Annotated in this window: 16 protein-coding genes; 9 read left to right on the forward strand and 7 right to left on the reverse strand. The window is 35.8% G+C overall.

What is annotated here, in order from left to right:
* Positions 1–52: 52 nt before the first annotated feature.
* A complete protein-coding gene (locus tag WCG23_04120; protein ID MEI8389054.1) occupies positions 53–2,128 on the reverse strand; it encodes a CHASE2 domain-containing protein in 2,076 nt (691 codons plus the stop codon).
* A gap of 182 nt (positions 2,129–2,310) precedes the next feature.
* Between WCG23_04120 and WCG23_04125 the strand changes: the two genes are divergently transcribed.
* From WCG23_04125 to WCG23_04140, 4 genes are all read left to right on the forward strand, one after another.
* On the forward strand, positions 2,311–2,580 hold the full coding sequence (locus WCG23_04125; protein ID MEI8389055.1) for a hypothetical protein: 270 nt from the start codon (positions 2,311–2,313) through the stop codon (positions 2,578–2,580).
* Between the two features lie 170 nt (positions 2,581–2,750).
* A complete protein-coding gene (locus WCG23_04130) occupies positions 2,751–4,919 on the forward strand; it encodes a prepilin-type N-terminal cleavage/methylation domain-containing protein (protein MEI8389056.1) in 2,169 nt (722 codons plus the stop codon).
* 74 nt (positions 4,920–4,993) lie between these two features.
* Positions 4,994–8,050, forward strand: a complete 3,057-nt coding sequence (locus tag WCG23_04135) for a hypothetical protein (GenBank protein ID MEI8389057.1) — start codon at positions 4,994–4,996, stop codon at positions 8,048–8,050.
* A 24-nt stretch (positions 8,051–8,074) separates the two neighbouring features.
* A complete protein-coding gene (locus WCG23_04140; protein ID MEI8389058.1) occupies positions 8,075–9,715 on the forward strand; it encodes a prepilin-type N-terminal cleavage/methylation domain-containing protein in 1,641 nt (546 codons plus the stop codon).
* A gap of 23 nt (positions 9,716–9,738) precedes the next feature.
* Here the strand turns inward: WCG23_04140 and WCG23_04145 are convergent, their stop codons facing one another.
* Genes WCG23_04145 through WCG23_04155 form a run of 3 tightly spaced genes read right to left on the reverse strand, consistent with a single transcriptional unit; the run spans position 9,739 to position 12,280 of the window.
* A complete protein-coding gene (locus WCG23_04145) occupies positions 9,739–10,578 on the reverse strand; it encodes a metal ABC transporter permease (protein MEI8389059.1) in 840 nt (279 codons plus the stop codon).
* Positions 10,575–11,381: a metal ABC transporter ATP-binding protein gene (locus tag WCG23_04150; protein ID MEI8389060.1), complete on the reverse strand. Its 807-nt coding sequence runs from the start codon at positions 11,379–11,381 to the stop codon at positions 10,575–10,577. The genes WCG23_04145 and WCG23_04150 overlap by 4 nt, the downstream gene beginning before the upstream one ends.
* The gene (locus tag WCG23_04155) at positions 11,378–12,280 is read right to left on the reverse strand and encodes a metal ABC transporter substrate-binding protein (protein ID MEI8389061.1); all 903 of its coding nucleotides are present in this window, start codon (positions 12,278–12,280) and stop codon (positions 11,378–11,380) included. The genes WCG23_04150 and WCG23_04155 overlap by 4 nt, the downstream gene beginning before the upstream one ends.
* A 146-nt stretch (positions 12,281–12,426) precedes the next feature.
* Between WCG23_04155 and WCG23_04160 the strand changes: the two genes are divergently transcribed.
* Entirely contained in the window at positions 12,427–13,641 is a 1,215-nt protein-coding gene (locus WCG23_04160; GenBank protein MEI8389062.1) for an argininosuccinate synthase, read from the forward strand.
* Positions 13,642–13,793: 152 nt separating this feature from the next.
* On the opposite strand, the gene WCG23_04165 is transcribed toward WCG23_04160, so the two are convergent.
* Positions 13,794–14,249 (reverse strand): helix-turn-helix transcriptional regulator, encoded by a 456-nt coding sequence (locus tag WCG23_04165; GenBank protein ID MEI8389063.1) that lies wholly within the window; start codon positions 14,247–14,249, stop codon positions 13,794–13,796.
* Between the two features lie 419 nt (positions 14,250–14,668).
* Here WCG23_04165 and WCG23_04170 point away from each other — a divergent pair, with 419 nt between their 5' ends.
* Positions 14,669–15,214, forward strand: coding sequence for a Spy/CpxP family protein refolding chaperone (locus WCG23_04170; GenBank protein ID MEI8389064.1), 546 nt, complete (start codon positions 14,669–14,671; stop codon positions 15,212–15,214).
* Positions 15,215–15,472: 258 nt separating this feature from the next.
* Complete coding sequence (lpdA, locus tag WCG23_04175) at positions 15,473–16,840, forward strand: dihydrolipoyl dehydrogenase (protein MEI8389065.1); 1,368 nt, start codon at positions 15,473–15,475, stop codon at positions 16,838–16,840.
* Between the two features lie 13 nt (positions 16,841–16,853).
* Here lpdA and WCG23_04180 read toward each other — a convergent pair whose 3' ends face one another.
* Positions 16,854–17,201, reverse strand: a complete 348-nt coding sequence (locus tag WCG23_04180) for a hypothetical protein (protein MEI8389066.1) — start codon at positions 17,199–17,201, stop codon at positions 16,854–16,856.
* Positions 17,202–17,328: 127 nt separating this feature from the next.
* Between WCG23_04180 and WCG23_04185 the strand changes: the two genes are divergently transcribed.
* Complete coding sequence (locus tag WCG23_04185) at positions 17,329–18,255, forward strand: lipoyl synthase (GenBank protein ID MEI8389067.1); 927 nt, start codon at positions 17,329–17,331, stop codon at positions 18,253–18,255.
* Between the two features lie 247 nt (positions 18,256–18,502).
* Positions 18,503–19,360 carry a flagellin gene (locus WCG23_04190; GenBank protein ID MEI8389068.1) on the forward strand — a complete coding sequence of 286 codons (858 nt, stop codon included), beginning with the start codon at positions 18,503–18,505 and terminating at the stop codon, positions 19,358–19,360.
* 173 nt (positions 19,361–19,533) lie between these two features.
* On the opposite strand, the gene aroF is transcribed toward WCG23_04190, so the two are convergent.
* On the reverse strand, positions 19,534–20,544 hold the full coding sequence (gene aroF, locus WCG23_04195; protein MEI8389069.1) for a 3-deoxy-7-phosphoheptulonate synthase: 1,011 nt from the start codon (positions 20,542–20,544) through the stop codon (positions 19,534–19,536).
* Between the last annotated feature and the right edge of the window lie 110 nt (positions 20,545–20,654).

A 20,654-nucleotide genomic window follows, 5' to 3' on the forward strand; every position in this document is an offset into this window, starting at 1 on the left:
GAAAGGATGATAACTTATATTTTTTTCTGTCCGATTTCTACGGCATATTATATTATAAGACCGAATATATTTTTACTACTTTATTTTTTCCTTTAACCAGCACTTCATCCAGATATACTGAATCGATTTGATCTTTAACTTCTTCGTATGTAGATTGGCTAATAATTATACTTGTATTATATTCTTTATTTAGCCCTTCCAGTCTTGATGCCAGATTTACACTGTCTCCCATAACCGTATAACTGAGCATTCTTTTTGCACCTATATGACCTGCAATCATATCCCCAGTGCTGATACCAATTCCCAACTTTAACGTTTGTCTGCCTTCTTGTTCCCATTTTTTATTTAATTTTTCAAGAGCTTTAAATATTTCTTTTGCACTCAAAATTGCCTGAAGCGCATGATTTTTTATGGGCAGTGGATCTCCGTAAAATGCCATTACACCGTCTCCGATAAATTTATCCAGTGTGCCGTCATGGCTTAGAATTATTTCATATACTTCATTGTAAAGTTCGTTTAATTGCGCTACAAGCTGATGAGCTGGTAAAGTCTCGGATAAAGTTGTAAATCCTCTTACATCAGAAAATAAAACCGTAAGATGTTTTCTTGAGCCTTCTTTGGAAATTAACGAGGGGTCTTTTAGCAGCTTATTCAGAATTTGAGGAGATACGAATTTACCAAATAAGCCTTCTATTTCTTGTATTTCATTTTTTATAAGTTGATTTTTGTAGACATACGTCGCTATAGCGGTAATAAACATAAAAATTAGCGGATAAACAATATTTATCCAATATTTAAAATAAACGAACGAAGCAAAATTAAAGAATATAAACGTAATAATCAGTAAAAAGAACCAGAATATACTTAAATAATTTGATTTTGTTTTTATGTTAAAAACGCCGATAGCAAGACAAAATACTGCTAATATTATGAAATTAAGCCAGATAGGAGCATTTAAGGTGAATCCTCTCCGGTGTGAATCAGGTAAGTAAGAATCGTTTAAGATGTTATCTATGCAGGTAGCTACTATTTCTACTCCTGGATGATTTACTTCCATTGGAGTCTGGTGCAAGTCTGTGCCGGAAGCCGTTTGACCGATGACAATGATTTTATCTTTGAATATATCAGGAGAAATTTTATCTTCTTTGTCTATGGAGCTGATTTTTTTATTGTTGAATGCATTTGAAAGCACCACTTTAGCTATTGATATATTTTTATAAGTACTTCCAAAACGCCCATGCCAGTTAATTAAAAATTTGCCTTCATTGTTTAAGGGGATAGATCTGTGTCCTATAATGATTTTATCTTTTGTAAGTTTGAATTTTGTTTTTTCTTCGTCGGGAATAACTGTTAAAAGCGCAGAAAAAGCCAGTGACGGTAAATATATGGTACCGTTTTTCGTCATTAGTCTGTATACGGGAATGTGATAACGTGTAATTCCATCTGCGCAAGTTCTTAAATTAACAATACCAACATGATTCGTGTTTTCTATAAATGGTTGAAATAAAGGATCGAAAGAGAAAAAAGTTATTTTATTTCGCAAATCATTTGCTTTTGACAGGCTGTCAGTGACTTTCAATGCCAGAGTATTTTTAATAGGCAACAATTTTTCTTGAGATTTGCTTAAAAAGGCTTTTTCACAGATATCAGCTGAATATGGGCATTGAGCTTTTAGTACCATTCCTATAGAAGTATTTTTGGATTTTTTTAGAACTCTTGCCAGCTGTTCATCTGATTTTATATTTTGAGGGTAATCTCCCTCTTGCCCCATAAACATAAGGTCTAGAATAATTGCTTTAGGTTTCCCTTTATTTATAAAAGAAATAATATCAGCTATCGTGCTTCTTGCCCATGGCTGACGACCCGTTCCAATTCCTTTGTACGTTGAAAGTTTTGTGACGGCATAATCATCAATACCAACTAAAATAATGCTTTTGTCTGCTTTTTTATAGCTGTGTTTAAAAATACTGTAATCGGTTGTAAGCCCTACTCTAAAGTCGTATAGTTTTGTTTCAATATTAAACAGAGTTTGTTCTGATTTTGACCATAGGAATATTATCATTAATAATGTAGTAATAATTATAAAGGTATACTTAAAAGATTCTATTATTTTATTTTTATCATTCACTATCTTTTTATCCAATATATATTTTATGCTGATTATTCTATAGCCTTAAGTAAAAACATTCAAATTGATTAACAAATTGTAATACTAATGTTTAGAAACCCTTTAAACTTGTTTTAAAATGTGATAAAATAAAATAAACAAATTTTGGATAAATCAGTGTTTTATAATCAGGAAAGAAATTAATGAAAGTTATCAGAGCGTTCGGATTTAATAATAAATGCAAACATAAAAATGGAGAGAATTTAGTAGAGACCAATCTGATAATTGGTCTTGTTTCAATAATATTAATATTAGGAGTATATTCTCTGTCAACGACTGTAACAAGTATTTTTAGTACTGTAACTACACAGGCAGCAACAGCTAGCGCCCCTGAAAAAACAGGTGATGCTCCAATGATAGCCAGTCCTCCTGAAAAAACAGGTGCTGTGGCATTTAGTCCGGCACATCTATAACTCTATCACCATTTGCATTTGACTGTTTGTCAGTGATTTTTTATCCCAATAAAGTTATATTAATTAAAAAAAATCGAACTTAATATAATTATTTTGTTTAATATTCTTTTAATTTGGGAATAAATGATATAGAATTTATTAAAGAGAAATAAAACAGATGAGAAGAGTAAATGTGCATAAATACGTACAAACAGTTTGCGTGTAAATATAGTACAAGAATACTCAAAAGAAGAAGCAAAAAGCATTTAGAGTGCGGCTTTTCACTTTTGGAAGTCCTAATAGCGTTAGTAGTTGTGTCAATACTAATGGTGGCAACTGCAGCTGTTGTTTCTTCAAAATTAAAAGCTTCTACCAATGTCAGCAGGTATATAAGTACCTGTATAGTTAAAGATGCCGCTAATTTGACTACAGTCTCCTGCTTGGGAGCGATAAAGGGCTGTCAGGGAGGAGTAAAAAACGATTGCAGTGCGATATTCTCTTATGTTGATAATTATCCTACTCCAACATACAAACTGGCGAAGGCTATCTGTGATCAAAACGGAGAGATTGCCTGTAATTTTCTGATGGATAAATGTAATGAAAACTATGCAAATTGCGATATGACAGGCTCTAATGATATTGATTATTATCTGGGGCTTCTTCCTACGGATATTAATAAGGGCAGGGCGTATATAGAAACACTGGGTGCTTATTATTACAATCAGGGAATGACAAATTTCAGGACATTTGTTGTTTCAAAGTGTGGCGGCGCAAGCCCTCCTCGCAGCAACACAGCTTGCAGAATAGCAAATTTTGAAAAGGTTAATTATGACTACACGTTTGATACAAATACAAGAGCTCAGTACAACGAAAAAGATCCTATAAATGCCACACTGTTTGATGGAGGAGTAGTAAAACTTCTGTCACCCGCAAGTGCTTTGTGCTGGACAATGAACGGTACTTGGGATAGCAATGCTTACGGACAGTTCGGTGATGCAAATACTGGCGGTGGTGTAACAGGCGGACATACTTTTAATTCTATATCAGCAGGGTCTGAACATAACTGCGGAATAGATAACACCGGTTTGCCGGGAAATGCATGGTGCTGGGGTCGGAATAATTATGGACAGCTTGGCATTGGCAATACTACTAATAAAAATTTACCTGTGCAGGTAAATGATGGGCATATTTTAAATTCTATATCCACTGGAAATAGTCATACTTGTGGACTTGATACATCAGGAAATTCATGGTGTTGGGGATTTAATAATTATGGGCAACTTGGCATTGGCAATAATACTAATAAAACTACTCCTGTACAAGTAAGTGGGTATACTTTTAATTCTATATCTTCAGGAGTTGACTATACATGTGGGGTTGACACGTCAAATAACGCTTGGTGTTGGGGATTTAATGGGAATGGGCAACTAGGAATAGGGAACACTTCCAACAAGTCTACACCCAATGCCGTAAGCGGAGCTTCTTTTTCCTCTATATCCACAGGATATTATCATACCTGTGGAATAGATACATCTGGAAATGCCTACTGTTGGGGGAGAAATGACTTCGGACAGCTAGGTAATGGCTCAACTGCTAACAGTACTGTGCCTGTGTCAGTGTCGGGCGGACATATTTTTACATCCATAGCTGTGGCTCAATTTCATACCTGCGGATTAGATACATCTGGAAATGCCTACTGTTGGGGAAGAAATAATTTCGGTCAGTTGGGTATAGGCATTCAAGACCTCAATAATCATACTATTCCTGAAGCAGTGGGAGGAGGAAAGCTTTTTACTTCTATAACAAAAGGTTATAATTATAGCTGCGGGATAAATACATCCGGAAACGCATATTGTTGGGGACAGTATTTTGGTTCTCCTTACACTCCAATAATACAATCAAGCTCGAATCAATTTGCTGCTCTGTCAGCACTTAATTTAGTTATTTGTGGAATAAGATCAACAGCAGGAGTTTTTACCCACTCCTATGTGACGACCACCTGGCAAAACAGTTTGCAAAATGTAGGTTTAATTGATTCCGTTGACATCGATGAAACCGTTATAGATACCACAACACCATATCAGTCTACAACAAGATGGCTTGTCTCATTTGACGGTACAACATGGGGTAAACTCTCGGCACCTGTACTCTACAAATGTCAATGGACAAGCAAAACAACTGATCTTAGTACTTTTGATTTTCTAAATAACGGCAATACTTCAGCAGAAATAGAAAATTACCTGAATACATGCTCTCTTCCCGGTACAGCTACCACTCTTTATTTTGCAGTTGACCTTATCTCGGCAGACGGGCATGTATTGCCGCAGGTTAATAATATACAGGTTAAGTATTATAAATAAAAATGGCGGATAATTTAATGAAAGAAAATAAAAAATTTTTAAAGGGTTTTACTATTGCGGAGATATTAATCTCAATGATAGTATTATCTGTCATAATAGCAGCTGGTGCTTCTTTGGTAACAGTAGGTAAGTTGACACTAGGAGCAAGCAGGTATGCTCAGGCTTGTATATCCCAGAATAATGGGGATATAGCATCTAATAATTGCCAAAAAGCTATTTTAAGCTGCAAATATAATCTGGGGAAAAGTTGTCAGTCATTGTTATATATTGCGAACGGAAGCATCGCATCTTCAGCGGAATCTGCAAAAACTGTGCTTAAAGAAACATGCCGGCAGGGAGGCTCAAAAGCGTGTGATTATTTTATTGAGCAGTGCGTTGCTGACAGCACAAAATGTGATGTATCGGGCAGTACAAATGATTTAAGGTATTTTTTGGATTTAGATACAACTGATTCTTCAGCAGGAAAAACTTATGTATACAACAAAGTGTCAAAATGGTATAAAGACGGCATAACCAATATAATGAACGAAGTTAATAATGCATGCCAGGCTAACGGAGCAGGCATAGCCTGTACAATATACCTGAAACAAAAAGTTTATAACTTTGACAGGTCAGAAAGGGCAGAGTTTAGTGAACAGGACCCTATAAACGGAACTGTATTTGACAGCGGAATGGTAAAACTTCTTATTCAATCAGGTGCTCTATGCTGGGGATATAACGGTAATGGACAGCTAGGCAATAGCTCTACTAAAAACGCACTATTTCCTACGAGAGTTGTAGGTGGGCATGATTTTCAGTCTATAGCAATAACACACGGGACTTCCTGCGCAATTGAAAAAGGAACCAACTATGTCTGGTGCTGGGGACTAAATGCTAATGGACAGCTAGGCAATGGTTCTACTACAAGCTCTGCTGTTCCTGTAAACGCAAAAAATTTGGATGGCAGTAATTTTATTCTTTCATCTATAACAGCAAATGTAGCTATGTCGGATGGTGGAAGTACTGCAGCAAGTCCTTTTTGTGGTTTGGATTCTTTACAACAAGCCTGGTGCTGGGGAATTAATTCTAGCGGGCAACTTGGAGATGGCACTACTGCAACAAAAACTCGCCCTGTAAAAGTAAAAGCCTATGCCGGAACTCCTGCTTCTTTTATTTATATCTCACCGGGATATTCTCATACCTGCGGGATTGATTCAACTCATCAGGGATGGTGCTGGGGGAATAATTCTTATGGACAGCTTGGTAACGGTACTTTTACAAGTAATCTGGTTCCTCAAAAAGTTGTTGATGCAACGGGTAATCCCTATTATTTTAATACTATAGAGGCCTCGTTGAATATGACCTGTGCGCTGGATACGGCAGGAGTCCCTTGGTGCTGGGGAGACGGAACTACCGGAAAATTCCCTGCATCTCAAGATATTAATGTACTTAACCCGACAAAAGTTGTAGATTCAGTCGGTAACCCCATCAGCTTAAAATTTATAGGTCAACATGCAAGGATGCTTGGTCAGAGCGGAAGTTGTGGGATTGATGATTTAAGCAATATTTGGACCTGGGGGCGTTATGCTTCTAAGTCTACTTCCCTAGCCAGCTATAATTTTACTTATATAGGAGCAGGGTATGGATATTTCTGCGGATTAAATCCTTCAGGAACTGCTTATTGTTGGGGTTTAGGTAGTTATGGATCGTTGGGAAGCGGTACTACTGCTAGCTATTCTTCTCCTCATGCTGTGGATGGCGGTCATACTTTTTCTTCACTGTCTGTTGGAGGAACTAACGGTTATAGTGTCTGCGGCATAGATACAGCAAACCAGGCCTGGTGTTGGGGAGATCCTTTTTATAATTATCCTACAGTAGTAAAAGACGGCAGCGGAAATATTATGAATTTTAAAGAAGTATCTATATTCGCAAGCAGGTACTTTCTTGATATGGCAGGAAATGTATGGAACAGTACCCCCTCACAGATATCGAGCGGAATTGTTCTTCATTCTTTAACTGCAGGAAGTAGCTTTGGATGTGCTCTTGATGTGGCAGGCAACGCTTACTGCTGGGGGACGAATGGTTCAGGACAACTTGGTTCAGGAAATTCTACAGCTTATTCTTCTCCGCATGCAGTATCAGCCGGCGGTAAGCAGTTTTCTTTTATAGTCGCAGGAGTTTATCACACTTGCGCTATTGATAAAGATACCAATTATGGCTGGTGTTGGGGTTCTAATTCTCGCGGACAGCTCGGGAATGGGACTACAACAGCTAGCAATATTCCTGTATTAGTAACAGACACCGCTGGAAATCCATATACTTTTTCTTCAATAATAACAGGACGCGATTATAGCGGTACACAGTATACATGTGCGCTTGACTTATCAAAGCAAGTCTGGTGTTGGGGAGGCAGCAAGGAGACACTTGGAACCGGCGTGTCTCCTTATACAAAAAATCCGATAAGGGCTACTGCATCAAAAGTATTTACTTCATTGAGCTTGGCGGGATACCCGTCGATTTATGCATTAGATTCTTCGAATGACCTTTGGGTGTGGAGCGGCAAAGTGTCAGGGCATCCTAAATATACTTCTATATCACCTGGATCTGGTTGTCTCTGCGGGATTGATTTATCGAATAATGCATGGTGCTCGGGGTATAATACTTACGGGCAGTTGGCTGTTGGTTATACTTCTAACTGGATTTCGACACCTACATTAATATCCGGATATAAATTTTCTTCTATATCCTCTGCAGGTTACCATGTTTGCGGGATATTACTTACCGGTACTGCAAGCACACCTGTTAGTTATTGGCTATCCACAACAACAGCCAATCACGTCACAGACATCAACAAAATAATCAGTGTAGGCATAACACAGAGTGCGGACAACGCTAATGCCTACATAAAATGGCTGGTATCTTTTGACAACTGGGCAACATGCAAAACCTGGGACAGTGCCGGTTCTGTATGGGTTGCCGCTGCTGACTGTTCTGCAGCTTCTGCTGTAAATACTTCAGATGACATAGTACAAGGGCTGCAGGATTATGAATTTGCCTCAGGAGCCGGCAGTCTGGACTTTAAAGCTGTTTTGTACAACACAGACGGTGTAACAATACCTGATATAGATCAGGTTGTAGTCAATTATTATTAATTAAACTAATCAAAGGAAATATAAATGCATAGAAAAGGATTTTCACTTTTTGAAGCGCTCATTGCACTTTTACTCAGCGCAGTCGTTGCTACAATGATAATGCCTTTTATGACAACCAAAAAAATTAACAAAAATTTAGAGAATAATTCGGTTGTATGTGTGAGAAAAGATAATGGAGATTTAACTTCAAATGCATGTATAAATTCTGTAAATTTCGCCACATACGGAAGAATGAACGCCATAAAAGCTTTAATTTACTTCGCGGATCAAGGGACTGCTACAGAAAAAACAGCCGCAACAGCAGTTATAAATCAGGTTTGCGATAACGGAGGAGAAGATGCTTGCGCTTATCTGGCTGACAGTTGCAGAGAAAGCCCGACAAACTGCGCTAATCTGGTTTATTATCTTAATCTTGCCAATGATTATAATTATACCGGAACACCGCCTGCCAGAAACCCCTCACTTGGCAGAATGAGAATGCTGGACATAGTAAAATCCATGTATAACATTAGAAACAGTAATATTGTAACTATAGTAAACAATAATTGCTGTAATTCCTCTGTTAATACAACAGCCTGTAGTATTGCAGACGTCATAAGCTGCATTAAAAGCTGGAGTTGGGGCTTGAATACCAGCGGACAGCTGGGAGATGCTTCTGTTACTCAGCGTACCGCCGCGGTACTTATAAGCGGTTTGCATGTTTTTTCTTCAGTATCCGCAGGAACTTCGCATACTTGCGGTTTAGATACATCAGGAAACGCTTGGTGCTGGGGTGTCAATACTAACGGGCAACTTGGCGACAATTCAACTACTCAACGTAATGTTCCTGTAATAGTAGCAGGTTCGCATGTATTTACTTCCATCTCCTCAGGAGTTTCTCATTCCTGCGGTCTAGATGTAACAGGAAGCGCGTGGTGTTGGGGACTAAATACTAACGGACAGCTTGGCGATGCTTCTACTACTCAACGTCTTGTTCCTGTACTTGTAGCAGGTTCACATGTATTTACTTCGATATCTGCAGGCGGTTCTCATACTTGCGGAGTTGATACAGCAGGAAATGCTTACTGTTGGGGACTTAATGCCAATGGACAGCTTGGCGATGCTTCTACTACTCAACGAACTTCCCCTGTAGTTGTTAACGGTTCTCATTTTTTTACTTCCATAGACTCAGGTGGTTCTCATTCCTGTGCTATTGATACAATAAAAGCCGCATACTGTTGGGGGCTTAATACTAACGGACAGCTTGGCGATGGGACTACTACTCAACAGACTGCTCCTATACTTGTAACAGGCTTACATTCTTTTAATTCAATATCTTCAGGAAGTGCTCATACATGCGGTGTCGATGATTCAGGAAATGCTTACTGCTGGGGACTAAATAACAATGGACAGCTCGGTAACGGAACTACTGCCGATAGTTCATATCCTTTAAGTATAAGCGGGGTTGTTTTTTCTTCCATATCGTCAGGAACAGCTCATACCTGCGGAATTAATACTTCGGGGCGCGCGTATTGTTGGGGATTGAATACTAACGGACAGCTCGGCATAAGCAGTACTGCTTCTCCTAAGACTACTCCCAATGCTGTTACGCTTATAGCCGGTTCTTATCCTGTTACTTCCATATCAGCAGGCGGTACTCATACATGTGTAACTTCTTTGCCTTAATATATGTTTTAAATCAATTTTATTTATGCAAACTTTTGTTTAAGTAAAAAAGTTGTTATGAAAAAACCGGCACTAACTAAAACAATTGTTGCTCCGGTTGCAGTTCCCAAAAAATACGACAGTATTAAACCTGATACCCCTGAAATAATTGAAATTAATACAGAAAAGCGATGATATTGTCTTACATTTTTGGCAATATTTCTTGCTGCGGCAGCAGGAAGAATAAGCAATGAGTTTATAATCAAAAGACCTACCCACTGAATAGAGATAGTTACAACTACTGCAATAATAAGCGTAAATAGATATTCAATCAGCCTGATATTTACCCCTCTGCTTTTTGCCAGGGATTTATTTACACTGACCAGTAAAAGTTTATTAAAGATAAAAAACCACAATATAACTACGCATATCAGTACAATTACAAGTATAAAAATATTTTCAGGCGTAATGCTTAATAAGTCACCTATAAGGTATACGGAATATTTTGTAAATCCTCCTGCATGAGAAAGTATTACAATACCAAGAGCAACTGCTGCCGAAGAAAACACTCCGATAATAGTATCTGTTGATGCAGTGTTAGCATTTTTTACTGTCAATATTGCTACACCCAGCAGGACAGAAAAAGCAATCATTGCCCATATCGGGTCTTTTATGCCTAGAATAACGCCAATCGCAATCCCTGTTAAAGTCGAATGACCCAATGCATCAGAAAAGAAAGCCATTTTGTTATTAATAACCATAGTGCCAAGAAGGCCAAGAATAGGTGTTATTAATAGAACAGCGAGCAGGGCATTTTTCATAAAAATGTGCTGCAAACACTCAAATGGCAGTAGTTTATCAATTATAAAATACCAGATATTCATAAATCCTCTTGTTCTTCGTTTTTTGGCTTGTTAACAGAGTATTTAAACCAGATTTTACCAAAAACTTTTGTCAAACAGTCTTCATTTAAAACTTCTTCCGGTAATCCGACAGCTTGAATTGATTTATTCAAAAGGACTACACGATCAGAATGCTGCGCAACAAGGTTTAAATCATGTGAAACTAAAATTATAGACATATCGTAGTTTTTACGAAGTTCGGAGACAATATTATAAAAAAGCTCAAGACCATTCTGATCGATTCCCGATACGGGTTCATCAAGCAAAAGCAAATCAGGAAGAGGAACAAGGGCAAGCGCAAGCAAAACTCTCTGCAACTCCCCACCGGAAAGACTTCCGAGTCGTTTGTTGATAAGATGTTCAGCCTGAACAATTTTTAAGCTGTCCTCTGTTTGTTTGCGGATTTGTTTGTGCTTAAAAAGCCAGACAGGATTGTCTGTCAGGCATGCTGTAAAAATATCCGAAACACTTATGGGTGAGCTTTTATCAAAATCAAGATGTTGTGGCACATAACCAATTAATGGTTTTCTTGTATGAACATTTTTCATGTCCAAAAATTTCATTTTTCCTGAATGTTTGATTTCTCCAAGAATAGCTTTTAAAAGGGTGCTTTTTCCGGCTCCGTTAGGACCAATTAGCGCTGTTAATTCTCCACAGTGTATATGCAGATTGATATCTTTAAGTATTTCAGTATTTCCGTAGGTTACGCTTAGATCTTTTATTTTTGTGCAGCATAGCCCGCAGTAACTTCCGTAAGAAGTTTGTTTTTCGTTCGAGTGATTCATTTTAGCGCTTCTTGTAATGATTTTAAATTATTATCCATAATTTTAACATAAGCATCGGGGTTTAATTCTCCTGTTACTGCAGGATCTAAAGTGTACACCTTCGCTCCTGTTTCCTGCGCAATTATTTTCATGGATTTTGAAGGATACTGCGGTTCTGCAAAAAGAGCTTTTACTTTATCTTTTTTAATAATATTTATAGTTTCTTTTAATTCCTTTGCACTTGGCTGAGAACCTGGTTCACGTTCAATAACATCAACTATATTCAGATTAAATTCTTTTGCAAAATATGGAAAAGCTTCATGAAAAGTAATAATATTACGATTTGGTAATTTGTCTAAAGCTTTATGCATTTTTTCTCTTTCAGCTTTAAGTTTTGAAATATAAATATCCGCGTTTTTGCGATAACTAATAGCGTTTTCAGGGTTATATTCTGCTAATTGTTCCTTAATATTATTTACTTGCGAAATTGCGTTTGAAATACTCACCCAGACATGCGGATTCGGTTCACCTGTCTTTTGATCTTTTATAAGTTCAATTCCCCTGCTTGAATCCACAATTTTTAATTGAGGCTGCTGCTTGATAATTTTCTCTATAAAAGATTCCATGTCGGCTCCGTTTATGACAAAAATTTTCGCCTTTTCAAGTGTCTTTAAATCATCAGGGGTAACGCTGTAATCATGCAGACACCCTGTTTGAGGTTTTGTCATATTGATTACTTTAACGTCAGGAATATCCTTTGTAATATTAATTGTAGAAATATAAATCGGATAAAACGACGTACAAATTACAAGATTTTTCGCTGCAGATTTTTCAGAAGAAAGGTTTTTATACGAGTTGCATCCGCTTAAGATACCACATAACAAAACTAAAATAATTAACCTTGTAAATTTGAAATTCATTTTATTTACCCCTTTTAGATACTATTATAATTAATAATTCCATAATTAAAACAGTTTTTATTGGTAACAGCTTTGTACATATTCCTTTTTTAAAAATGTATCTTTTGTTGTATTATTAAGTAGTCATAAAGACTTATCGAGGAGATATTTCAATGAAACAAAAAGTTGTTTTAGCGTATTCAGGCGGACTTGATACAACTGTAATAATCCCATGGCTCAAAGAAAACTATGATTTTGACGTAATTGCGGTTTGTGTTGATGTCGGACAAGGGAAAGAAACAGACGGACTTGAAGCAAGAGCATTAAATACCGGTGCGTCCAAATTTTATCTTGAAAATGTAGCTGAAGAATTTATAAAAGACTATGCTTTCCCTACAATGAAAGCGGGGGCTGTTTATGAAGGTAAATATCTTCTCGGCACTTCTATAGCAAGACCTTTGATTGCAAAAAGGCTCGTAGAAATTGCACTTAAAGAAGGCGCATCAGCAATTTGTCATGGAGCAACCGGAAAAGGTAATGATCAGATAAGGTTTGAGCTTACAATCAAAGCACTTGCGCCTCATCTTAGTATAATTGCCCCATGGAGAATATGGGACATTAAATCCAGAGAAGACGCTTTGGCTTATCTTGAAGAAAGAAATATTCCTGCTCCAATGAAAAAAACTGATATTTATTCACGCGACAGAAACTTATGGCATTTGAGCCATGAAGGAATGGAACTTGAATATCCTGATCAGGAACCGATATATGAAAGGCTTTTGCAGCTGTCTGTTACCCCTGAAAAAGCTCCTGATGCACCGACATATCTTGAACTTGATTTTGAAAAGGGTATACCGATAAAACTTAACGGAGAAACTTTAAGTCCTGCAACTTTGCTGGCTAAACTCAATGAAATAGGCGGTAAAAACGGTGTAGGTATTATAGATATTCTCGAAAACAGGGTTGTAGGAATGAAATCAAGAGGAGTTTATGAAACTCCAGGTGGAACAATCCTTTATGCGGCTATCAGTGAACTTGAAAGAATGTGTTTTGATAAGCAAACTCTGGCTTTTAAAAATACTTCTGCCGTTAAATTCGCTGAACTCGCTTATAGCGGAGAATGGGAAACTCCTTTGAGAGAATCACTTTCTGCGATGTTCGATAAAATGCACGAAGTTACAACAGGAAAAGTAAAATTAAAGCTTTATAAAGGTAATATTATTCCTGCAGGAACTACATCGCCATATTCTCTGTACAACGAAAGCCTTGCCAGCTTTACTACAGGAGAGCTATACAGCCACAAAGACGCTGAAGGCTTCATCAATCTTTTTGGCTTGCCTCTAAAAGTCAGAGCGTTGATGAATGAAAGTAATAAATTATAAAAATTTAAATATATAAGAACAGAAGCGGTCTTGATTTTAACAAGACCGCTTCTGTGCAATATTAGATATAAAAAAACGGAAAGGCTTTAAATCCTTCCCGCATAAGAGTGACAGGGAATCTTTTTGAGGTAAAAGTTGCCGGAGCTGAATATTTATTTTTTTTCCTGCAGATGTTTTCCGATTAAAAATTTCAGCTCATAAATCAACTCTGACCATTCATTTTCTGATCTTGTTTTATTATCAAGACCTACGATTGATATGAAATTCTGAAAATCACCAATTTGTTTTAGTAAATCAGGAGAAATATTTTTATTTTCAGAATTTAAAAATTTATCGCTAACAATATTTTTTTCTTCAGTAAAATATTCATCTTCCTGAATAATACCGCGTGCGATCCGTTGAAGAAATTCTACAGAAACATCTAAACCTTTAGATAATTTTTCAAAAGTTATAAGAGTAGGACTTATATTTTTCTTTGTACTTGGACTAATGCCCTTAATTAACTGGTTTAAATATGAATGACTGATTCCGCATTTTGCCGAAATTTCTCTTTCTGAAACTTTTAATTCTTTCAGTTTTTTCTTTAAGTATTTTCCAAGATAATTCATTGCTTTGCCTTCTTCATAATACTGTACTCATTACAAATTCAGATAAATTAATCTAATCATTGTCCTATTAAAACGATTTTGATTTACAAATATTTTTACAATTACATATAAATTTATCTCCATATTAATATTAAGTCAATGTTAAAAGTTTGTGTGTGAATTTATATGTCTTTTTATTTCTTATTTTTGTATAAATATCATTGTCATTTATTATAACTCTAAATATAAAAATTCCAATATGTTGTTGAACATTTTAAAAAAAATTAAAAAGTTTTTTTATCTGTTTATATTCTTGGTTTTTCAGACATAATTGAAGCGAAATGAAAAATAATACTTTATAATAAAATATAGAAGTATTTGTTTAAGAGCCTATTTTGTTAAAAAGATATAAAGATATTATTTAATATAAGGAATAAATTATGAAAAAAACCATGCTGATTCTTTTCTCTATAATTTTCTTTAATTGTATTTTTTTAATAAAAACTAATGCGCAAGAAAACGCTTTAAATTTGATTATAGGAGCAGAAGGGCAGTATTCTAAACAAAATTTAGAACTTATTCAGCAAAAAATACATGATTTGAGTATTAAATTAAATCTAACAGATGAACAGAAGCAAAAAGCTGAAGAACTTGGAAAATATTCTGATGAAAAACTTAATATTTATAGAGTTAAATTTATAAAAGAAAAAAATAAATTAATTACACTAAAGAAAAGCAGCGCACCGCTTACTCAAATTCAAACACAGGTTAGGCTTGTAAAATCAGCTAAAGCGAGATTAAATATTGCACGCAAAAAAAATATTCTGGAATTTGAAGCAATACTTACTCCGGAGCAGCAAACATATTTTGATCAATTTAAAGTTGAGTTACAGGGAATAAAAGAAAAAGAAATTCGTGTTAACAGAGAGCAATATGAAGTTAAGAGCAGAGACGACGCTTTGAAAAATATAGAAGATTCAAATTAATAAATTCTAACTAACCCGAATTGCCAAATAGTCGAAATCTAAATGAATATTGGTATTGTCATTCTGAGGGCTAAAGCCCGAAGAATCTGTCCAAAAAAGTATTTAAGCTTAAAACCCAAAAAGGACAGATGTTTCGCTTTGCTCAACATGACAAGAAGAAAATTAATTGGCAATTGAAGTTAACTAAAGAAATTTAATAACTGGTATTTAAGAACATGTTAAAATCAAAACAGGTTATTAAATGTCGGGAGTTCATAAATGATTTATGATATAGCTGTTATAGGTGCTGGGCCGGGAGGGTATGTTGCAGCAATTCGCGCAGCACAACTCGGAGCAAAAGTTGTACTTATAGAAAATGATAATCTTGGAGGAACATGCCTGAACTGGGGATGCATTCCGTCAAAAGCAACTTTAACCTGCGCAGAAAAATATAATTCTGCAAAAAAATTCTCAAAATTTGGTATTAATATAGAAAATTTGAGTTTTGATTTTCAAAAAGTTTCAGATAGAAAATGGTCAGTAGTTGATAAAATGAGGAAAAATCTCACACAACTGATTAAAAGCAACAAAATAGATGTTCTTTTTGGAGAAGGTTGTATTGAAGCACAAAATAAATTAAAAGTTATCAATAATTCGGAAGAAACTTATGTGGAATTCAAAAAGCTTATAATTGCATCCGGCTCAAGACCAACTTCGCTTCCCGGGCTGCAAATTGACCATGATTTTGTTCTTGATACAAATGACATTATAAAGCTTGAAAAAATCCCCGAATCTGTTTTGATTGTTGGAACAGGTCCTAGCGGAGTTGAATGGACAAGAATTTTTGAGATTTTCGGATCAAAAGTTACTCTGGTTGAAATGGCTCCAACCCTTGTTCCAATGTGTGACAAAAGTATTTCTGAAAGGCTTGAGCGGATTTTCAAAATAAAAAAAATCGAATGCTATACCGCTGCAAAAATTAAAGAAATTACGGAAAGAAAAGTTACTCTGGATAACGGGCATGAAATTAAGCCCGAAATAATTTTTGTAGCCGCAGGAAGAACTCCGAACACTGATATAAAAGGAATAGAACTGTTAAATCTTTCGATGAACGGTCGTTATATCAAAACAGACAACAATTTAAAAACAAGTGCAGATAATATTTATGCGATTGGCGATGTTACAGGTCTTGTTCCATTGGCTCATACAGCTTCTCATCAGGGTGTTGCCGCTGTTGAAAATATTCTTTTGAATAAGCAGGCAAATATTAATTATGAAGCAATTCCTCATATTGTCTACGGAAATCCGGAGTTATGCTCGGTAGGATTAAGAGAGCAAGATTTAGTAAGAAAAAAAATTGAATATAAAGTGAGTACTTTCCCAATAAGCGCAGCAGGAAAATATTTTATAGAAGATGAACTGGAAGGGTTTGTAAAAGTTCTTTCATCTGAAGACAAAATTCTCGGAGTTCATATTGTTGCAGATCACGGCTCAGACTTGATTCAGCAGGCAGCAATAGCAATCAGTAACGGATTAACTGTCAAACAGCTTCAAGAAACTATTTTTGCTCATCCGACTTATTCTGAAGCACTATACGAAGCTTTTTTAGGTATAGATAATAAAGCTTTGCATCTTCCACCCAAGTAGTTAAATTGGATTATTACCCATTACCTATATAGCCTTCTGTTTCCGCAACTCTTTCAAAACTTTTATCCAGCGCTTTACTAATAAATCCATCATCACTAAACGGATTGTTTTCAGAGTTATCTCTATGCTTCGCACGAGCAATGCCTTCTTTTAGCAGATTATAATCAGTTAGTGACCATTGTCTATTATTTGTAATTACATAAACATCTGTTTCTTTAGGATAAGCTTTTAGTTGCATTTTCATTTTATCGTCAGTCGGCGTATTATTAAGATGTATTGTTAAGTTATCTGCGTTTTTCTTAACGTCTGCCTTTATGCAGTAATTACCGCTAAATCCAATTTTAGGAACATTCATGTTCATTTTTTGTTCTCCTTTTTATTTCTTATTAAAATTAATTTTATTACTAATTACTTAATGTCCCTGATAAAATATTATTGATAATAAGAAGAAGAATTATTAATTTTTTGTTACAAAAAAAGGAAAAAAAATGCATCAACGTCTTCCTGATTGGATTAAAAGAGGAATAATAGACACAGAAAAAACAAAATTCGTCAGAAGAATTTTGAAAAAACATAACCTTAATACTGTTTGCGATAGTGCAAGATGTCCTAATAAAGGGGAATGTTACGCAAAAAATACGGCTACATTTATGATTTTAGGCAAAATATGCACAAGAAATTGTCGTTTTTGCAGTTGTGAAGCAGGAGGAAAGCAACTTAGAAATAAAAACGGCAAGTTCCTGCTGGAGGATTTGAGTATTTCCGGTTCATTCAACGGAAAAGAGACAGAACCGATAAATTGCGAAGAGCCAAAACTTGTCGCGCAAGCGATTGCAGAACTGGGCTTAAACTATGCGGTAATAACTTCAGTAACAAGAGATGATTTGCCTGACGGAGGTGCAGGGCATTTTGCAGGAACAATTCAAGAAGTAAAAAAACTTACTCCCGAAGTAAAAATTGAAGTTTTGACTCCGGATTTTCAAGGAAATAAACAATCAATAGATAAAGTAATTAACGCAAAACCTGATGTGTTTAATCATAATATTGAAACAGTAAAAAGGCTTTATTTTGTTGCAAGACCACAGGCAAATTATGAAAACTCTCTTAAATTTTTAGACTATATAAAAGAACAAGCTCCTGAGATTTATACAAAATCAGGCTTTATGGTGGGACTTGGCGAAACTGTAGAAGAAATTAAAGAATTATTATGTGACCTAAAAAAACATAATTGTGACATCGTAACAATAGGACAATATGTACAGCCGACTAAAAACAATTTGAAAGTCGAAAAATACTATACCCCTCAAGAATTTGAAAATTTAAAGCAAGAGGCAATAAAAATTGGGATTAAACATATTATTTCTTCTCCTCTTGCAAGAAGCTCATATAAAGCCTCAGAAGTTAAAATTAACTGAATATTATGGACTGCGCTTAAAACCTATATTGCTTGTTTGAAATATCAGTTTTGATTTTAACAAGACAGTTTTTGCATATTTAATACAAAAAAGAAGTTTTTCTAACTAAAGTTGGAGAAACTTCTAACTTTATATGAATGTAAACAAAACGTAATAAAGCTTAATATAAATTTACTAAGAAATGTAACGGCTCTGAATGATTTAGAGCCACAAGGATGTAATTAATAAAGATAAGGAGAATCTTATTATGGGTATTGTAGTAAACACAAACGTTAACTCTCTTTTAGTTCAAAGAAGTTTATCATCAGCATCAAGTGAAATTGGAAAATCACTTCAAAGATTATCAACAGGCAGCAGAATCAACAAAGCTGCAGACGATGCTGCAGGCTTAACAATTTCCGAAAGCTTGAGATCACAGGCAAGAGGCTCTCAGGTAGCTTCTCAAAACGCGCAAACAGGCGTTAACCTCTTACAAACGGCAGAAGGCGATCTCGGTATTATTCAAGACAACCTTCAAAGAATAAGAGATCTTTCTGTTCAAGCGTCAAACGATACAAACGGAACAAGTGAAAGAACAGCAATTCAATCAGAAGTTAAACAGCGTTTAGATGAAATTACAAGACTTGCAAAAGGATCTAAATTCAATTCCATTAATTTATTAGACGGAAGTAAAACAAAACTTAACTTCCAAATCGGTGCAAATTCAGGATCTACTACAAACGCTATTGACGTTGCAAGCAGTGCTAACGGCACAAGCCCTCTTAGTGACGCTACCGCATCAGGATTGGGTATCAGTATTACAACAGATCAAACACTTGCGACTGCTTCAGCAGCATCTGCTTACATTGATACAATTGACAAAGCAATTTCTGATGTATCCTCAAGAAGATCAACAATCGGTTCGATACAAAACAGGTTAGATTCAGCTATTCAAAGCTTATCAGTTAAGTATGAAAACATGTCAGCATCCGAATCAAGAATCAGAGACGTAGATGTTGCAAAAGAAGCTGCTTCTTTAACCAAAAACCAAATATTGCAACAAGCTTCCGCTACATTGTTAGCTCAAGCTAACCAAGCGCCTCAGGTAGCATTAACACTAATTTAAGATAACAAGTGCAGTTGAGAGGCTTATCAGGAAGATAGGTTTCTTAACTCATAAATTACTATAATACCTACAGATAGCTAGATAGAGAAAGTGAGTATTATCGTCGTTTTTATCTACCCAAGAGGCAGTTTGAAATTTCAAACTGCCTCTTTTTTATTTTATAAATAAATATCTTAAAGAGTTCTTCCCAAAATAGGAGCAATAGACTTTAAATCGCCAAATAATTTTTCAAATTGCTCGGGATAAAGCGATTGCGCTCCGTCACAAAGAGCTTCATCGGGGCAGTTATGAACTTCTATTGTTATTCCGTCAGCACCTGCTGCTATAGCAGCCCTCGACATAGGTGCAACTTTATCTCTTAATCCTGTTGCATGACTAGGATCTACAATAATAGGAAGGTGACTGATTTTTTTAATAACGGGAATCGCAGAAATATCAAGAGTATTTCTTGTTGCAGTTTCAAAAGTCCTGATGCCTCTTTCGCAAAGAATTATGTTTCTATTACCGCCTGCCATAATATATTCTGCTGACATTAAAAGCTCGTCAATAGTAGCAGAAAGACCTCTTTTTATTAGTACAGGCTTATTTATATAGCCAAGCTCCCTAAGAAGGTTGAAGTTTTGCATATTTCTTGCCCCAACCTGAAATATATCAACGTATTCAAGAAGCATCGATATTTGAGAAATATCCATTATTTCTGATACGACATGCATATTATATTTATCAGCGACTTGTCTTAAGTACTTAAGCCCCTCTTCTCCCAATCCCTGAAAACTATAGGGCGATGTTCTAGGCTTAAAGGCTCCGCCTCTCAAAAATTTTATACCGCATTTGCTTAGTTTTTCAGCAACGCTTTCCAGCTGCTCGAGTGATTCTACTGCGCAAGGACCGGCTATTACAGCAAGTTCATCCCCGCCAATTTGCGCATTTCCTACTGTTATTATGGTATTTTCTCTTTGGAAAGCGCGGCTTACCAATTTATAACTGGAAGTTATTTTGATTACTTCCTGAACGCTTTCTAAAAGTTCTATATCTCTTCTGTCAATGACTTTTCCGCCAACAGCCCCGATAACTGTGTTTATTTCTCCTCTTGAAATATGAGCATCAAACCCTTTTGTTTCGATAAGACTCACTACTTTTTCAATTTCTTCTTCCGAAACACCGGGTTTCATTACAATTAACATTTAAATTATACTCCTTTGTTAGCACTTACATTATATTATATGTGCTTATTTTAAACATACAACAAACTTTTACTTAATCCGTTGTCTATAATAATTAGACAACAAAATAC

The organism is bacterium, assembly GCA_037147175.1.
Classification (GTDB): Bacteria; Cyanobacteriota; Vampirovibrionia; order Gastranaerophilales; family UBA9971; genus UBA9971.

Excerpts from the sequence above, each read along its gene's own strand:
- WCG23_04125 (MEI8389055.1), top strand. The coding sequence starts at position 2,311 with ATGAAAGTTATCAGAGCGTTCGGATTTAATAATAAATGCAAACATAAA.
- WCG23_04130 (MEI8389056.1), top strand. The coding sequence starts at position 2,751 with ATGTGCATAAATACGTACAAACAGTTTGCGTGTAAATATAGTACAAGA.
- WCG23_04135 (MEI8389057.1), top strand. The coding sequence starts at position 4,994 with ATGATAGTATTATCTGTCATAATAGCAGCTGGTGCTTCTTTGGTAACA.
- WCG23_04140 (MEI8389058.1), top strand. The coding sequence starts at position 8,075 with ATGCATAGAAAAGGATTTTCACTTTTTGAAGCGCTCATTGCACTTTTA.
- WCG23_04145 (MEI8389059.1), bottom strand. The coding sequence starts at position 10,578 with ATGAATATCTGGTATTTTATAATTGATAAACTACTGCCATTTGAGTGT.
- WCG23_04150 (MEI8389060.1), bottom strand. The coding sequence starts at position 11,381 with ATGAATCACTCGAACGAAAAACAAACTTCTTACGGAAGTTACTGCGGG.
- WCG23_04155 (MEI8389061.1), bottom strand. The coding sequence starts at position 12,280 with ATGAATTTCAAATTTACAAGGTTAATTATTTTAGTTTTGTTATGTGGT.
- WCG23_04165 (MEI8389063.1), bottom strand. The coding sequence starts at position 14,249 with ATGAATTATCTTGGAAAATACTTAAAGAAAAAACTGAAAGAATTAAAA.
- WCG23_04170 (MEI8389064.1), top strand. The coding sequence starts at position 14,669 with ATGAAAAAAACCATGCTGATTCTTTTCTCTATAATTTTCTTTAATTGT.
- lpdA (MEI8389065.1), top strand. The coding sequence starts at position 15,473 with ATGATTTATGATATAGCTGTTATAGGTGCTGGGCCGGGAGGGTATGTT.
- WCG23_04180 (MEI8389066.1), bottom strand. The coding sequence starts at position 17,201 with ATGAACATGAATGTTCCTAAAATTGGATTTAGCGGTAATTACTGCATA.
- WCG23_04185 (MEI8389067.1), top strand. The coding sequence starts at position 17,329 with ATGCATCAACGTCTTCCTGATTGGATTAAAAGAGGAATAATAGACACA.
- WCG23_04190 (MEI8389068.1), top strand. The coding sequence starts at position 18,503 with ATGGGTATTGTAGTAAACACAAACGTTAACTCTCTTTTAGTTCAAAGA.
- aroF (MEI8389069.1), bottom strand. The coding sequence starts at position 20,544 with ATGTTAATTGTAATGAAACCCGGTGTTTCGGAAGAAGAAATTGAAAAA.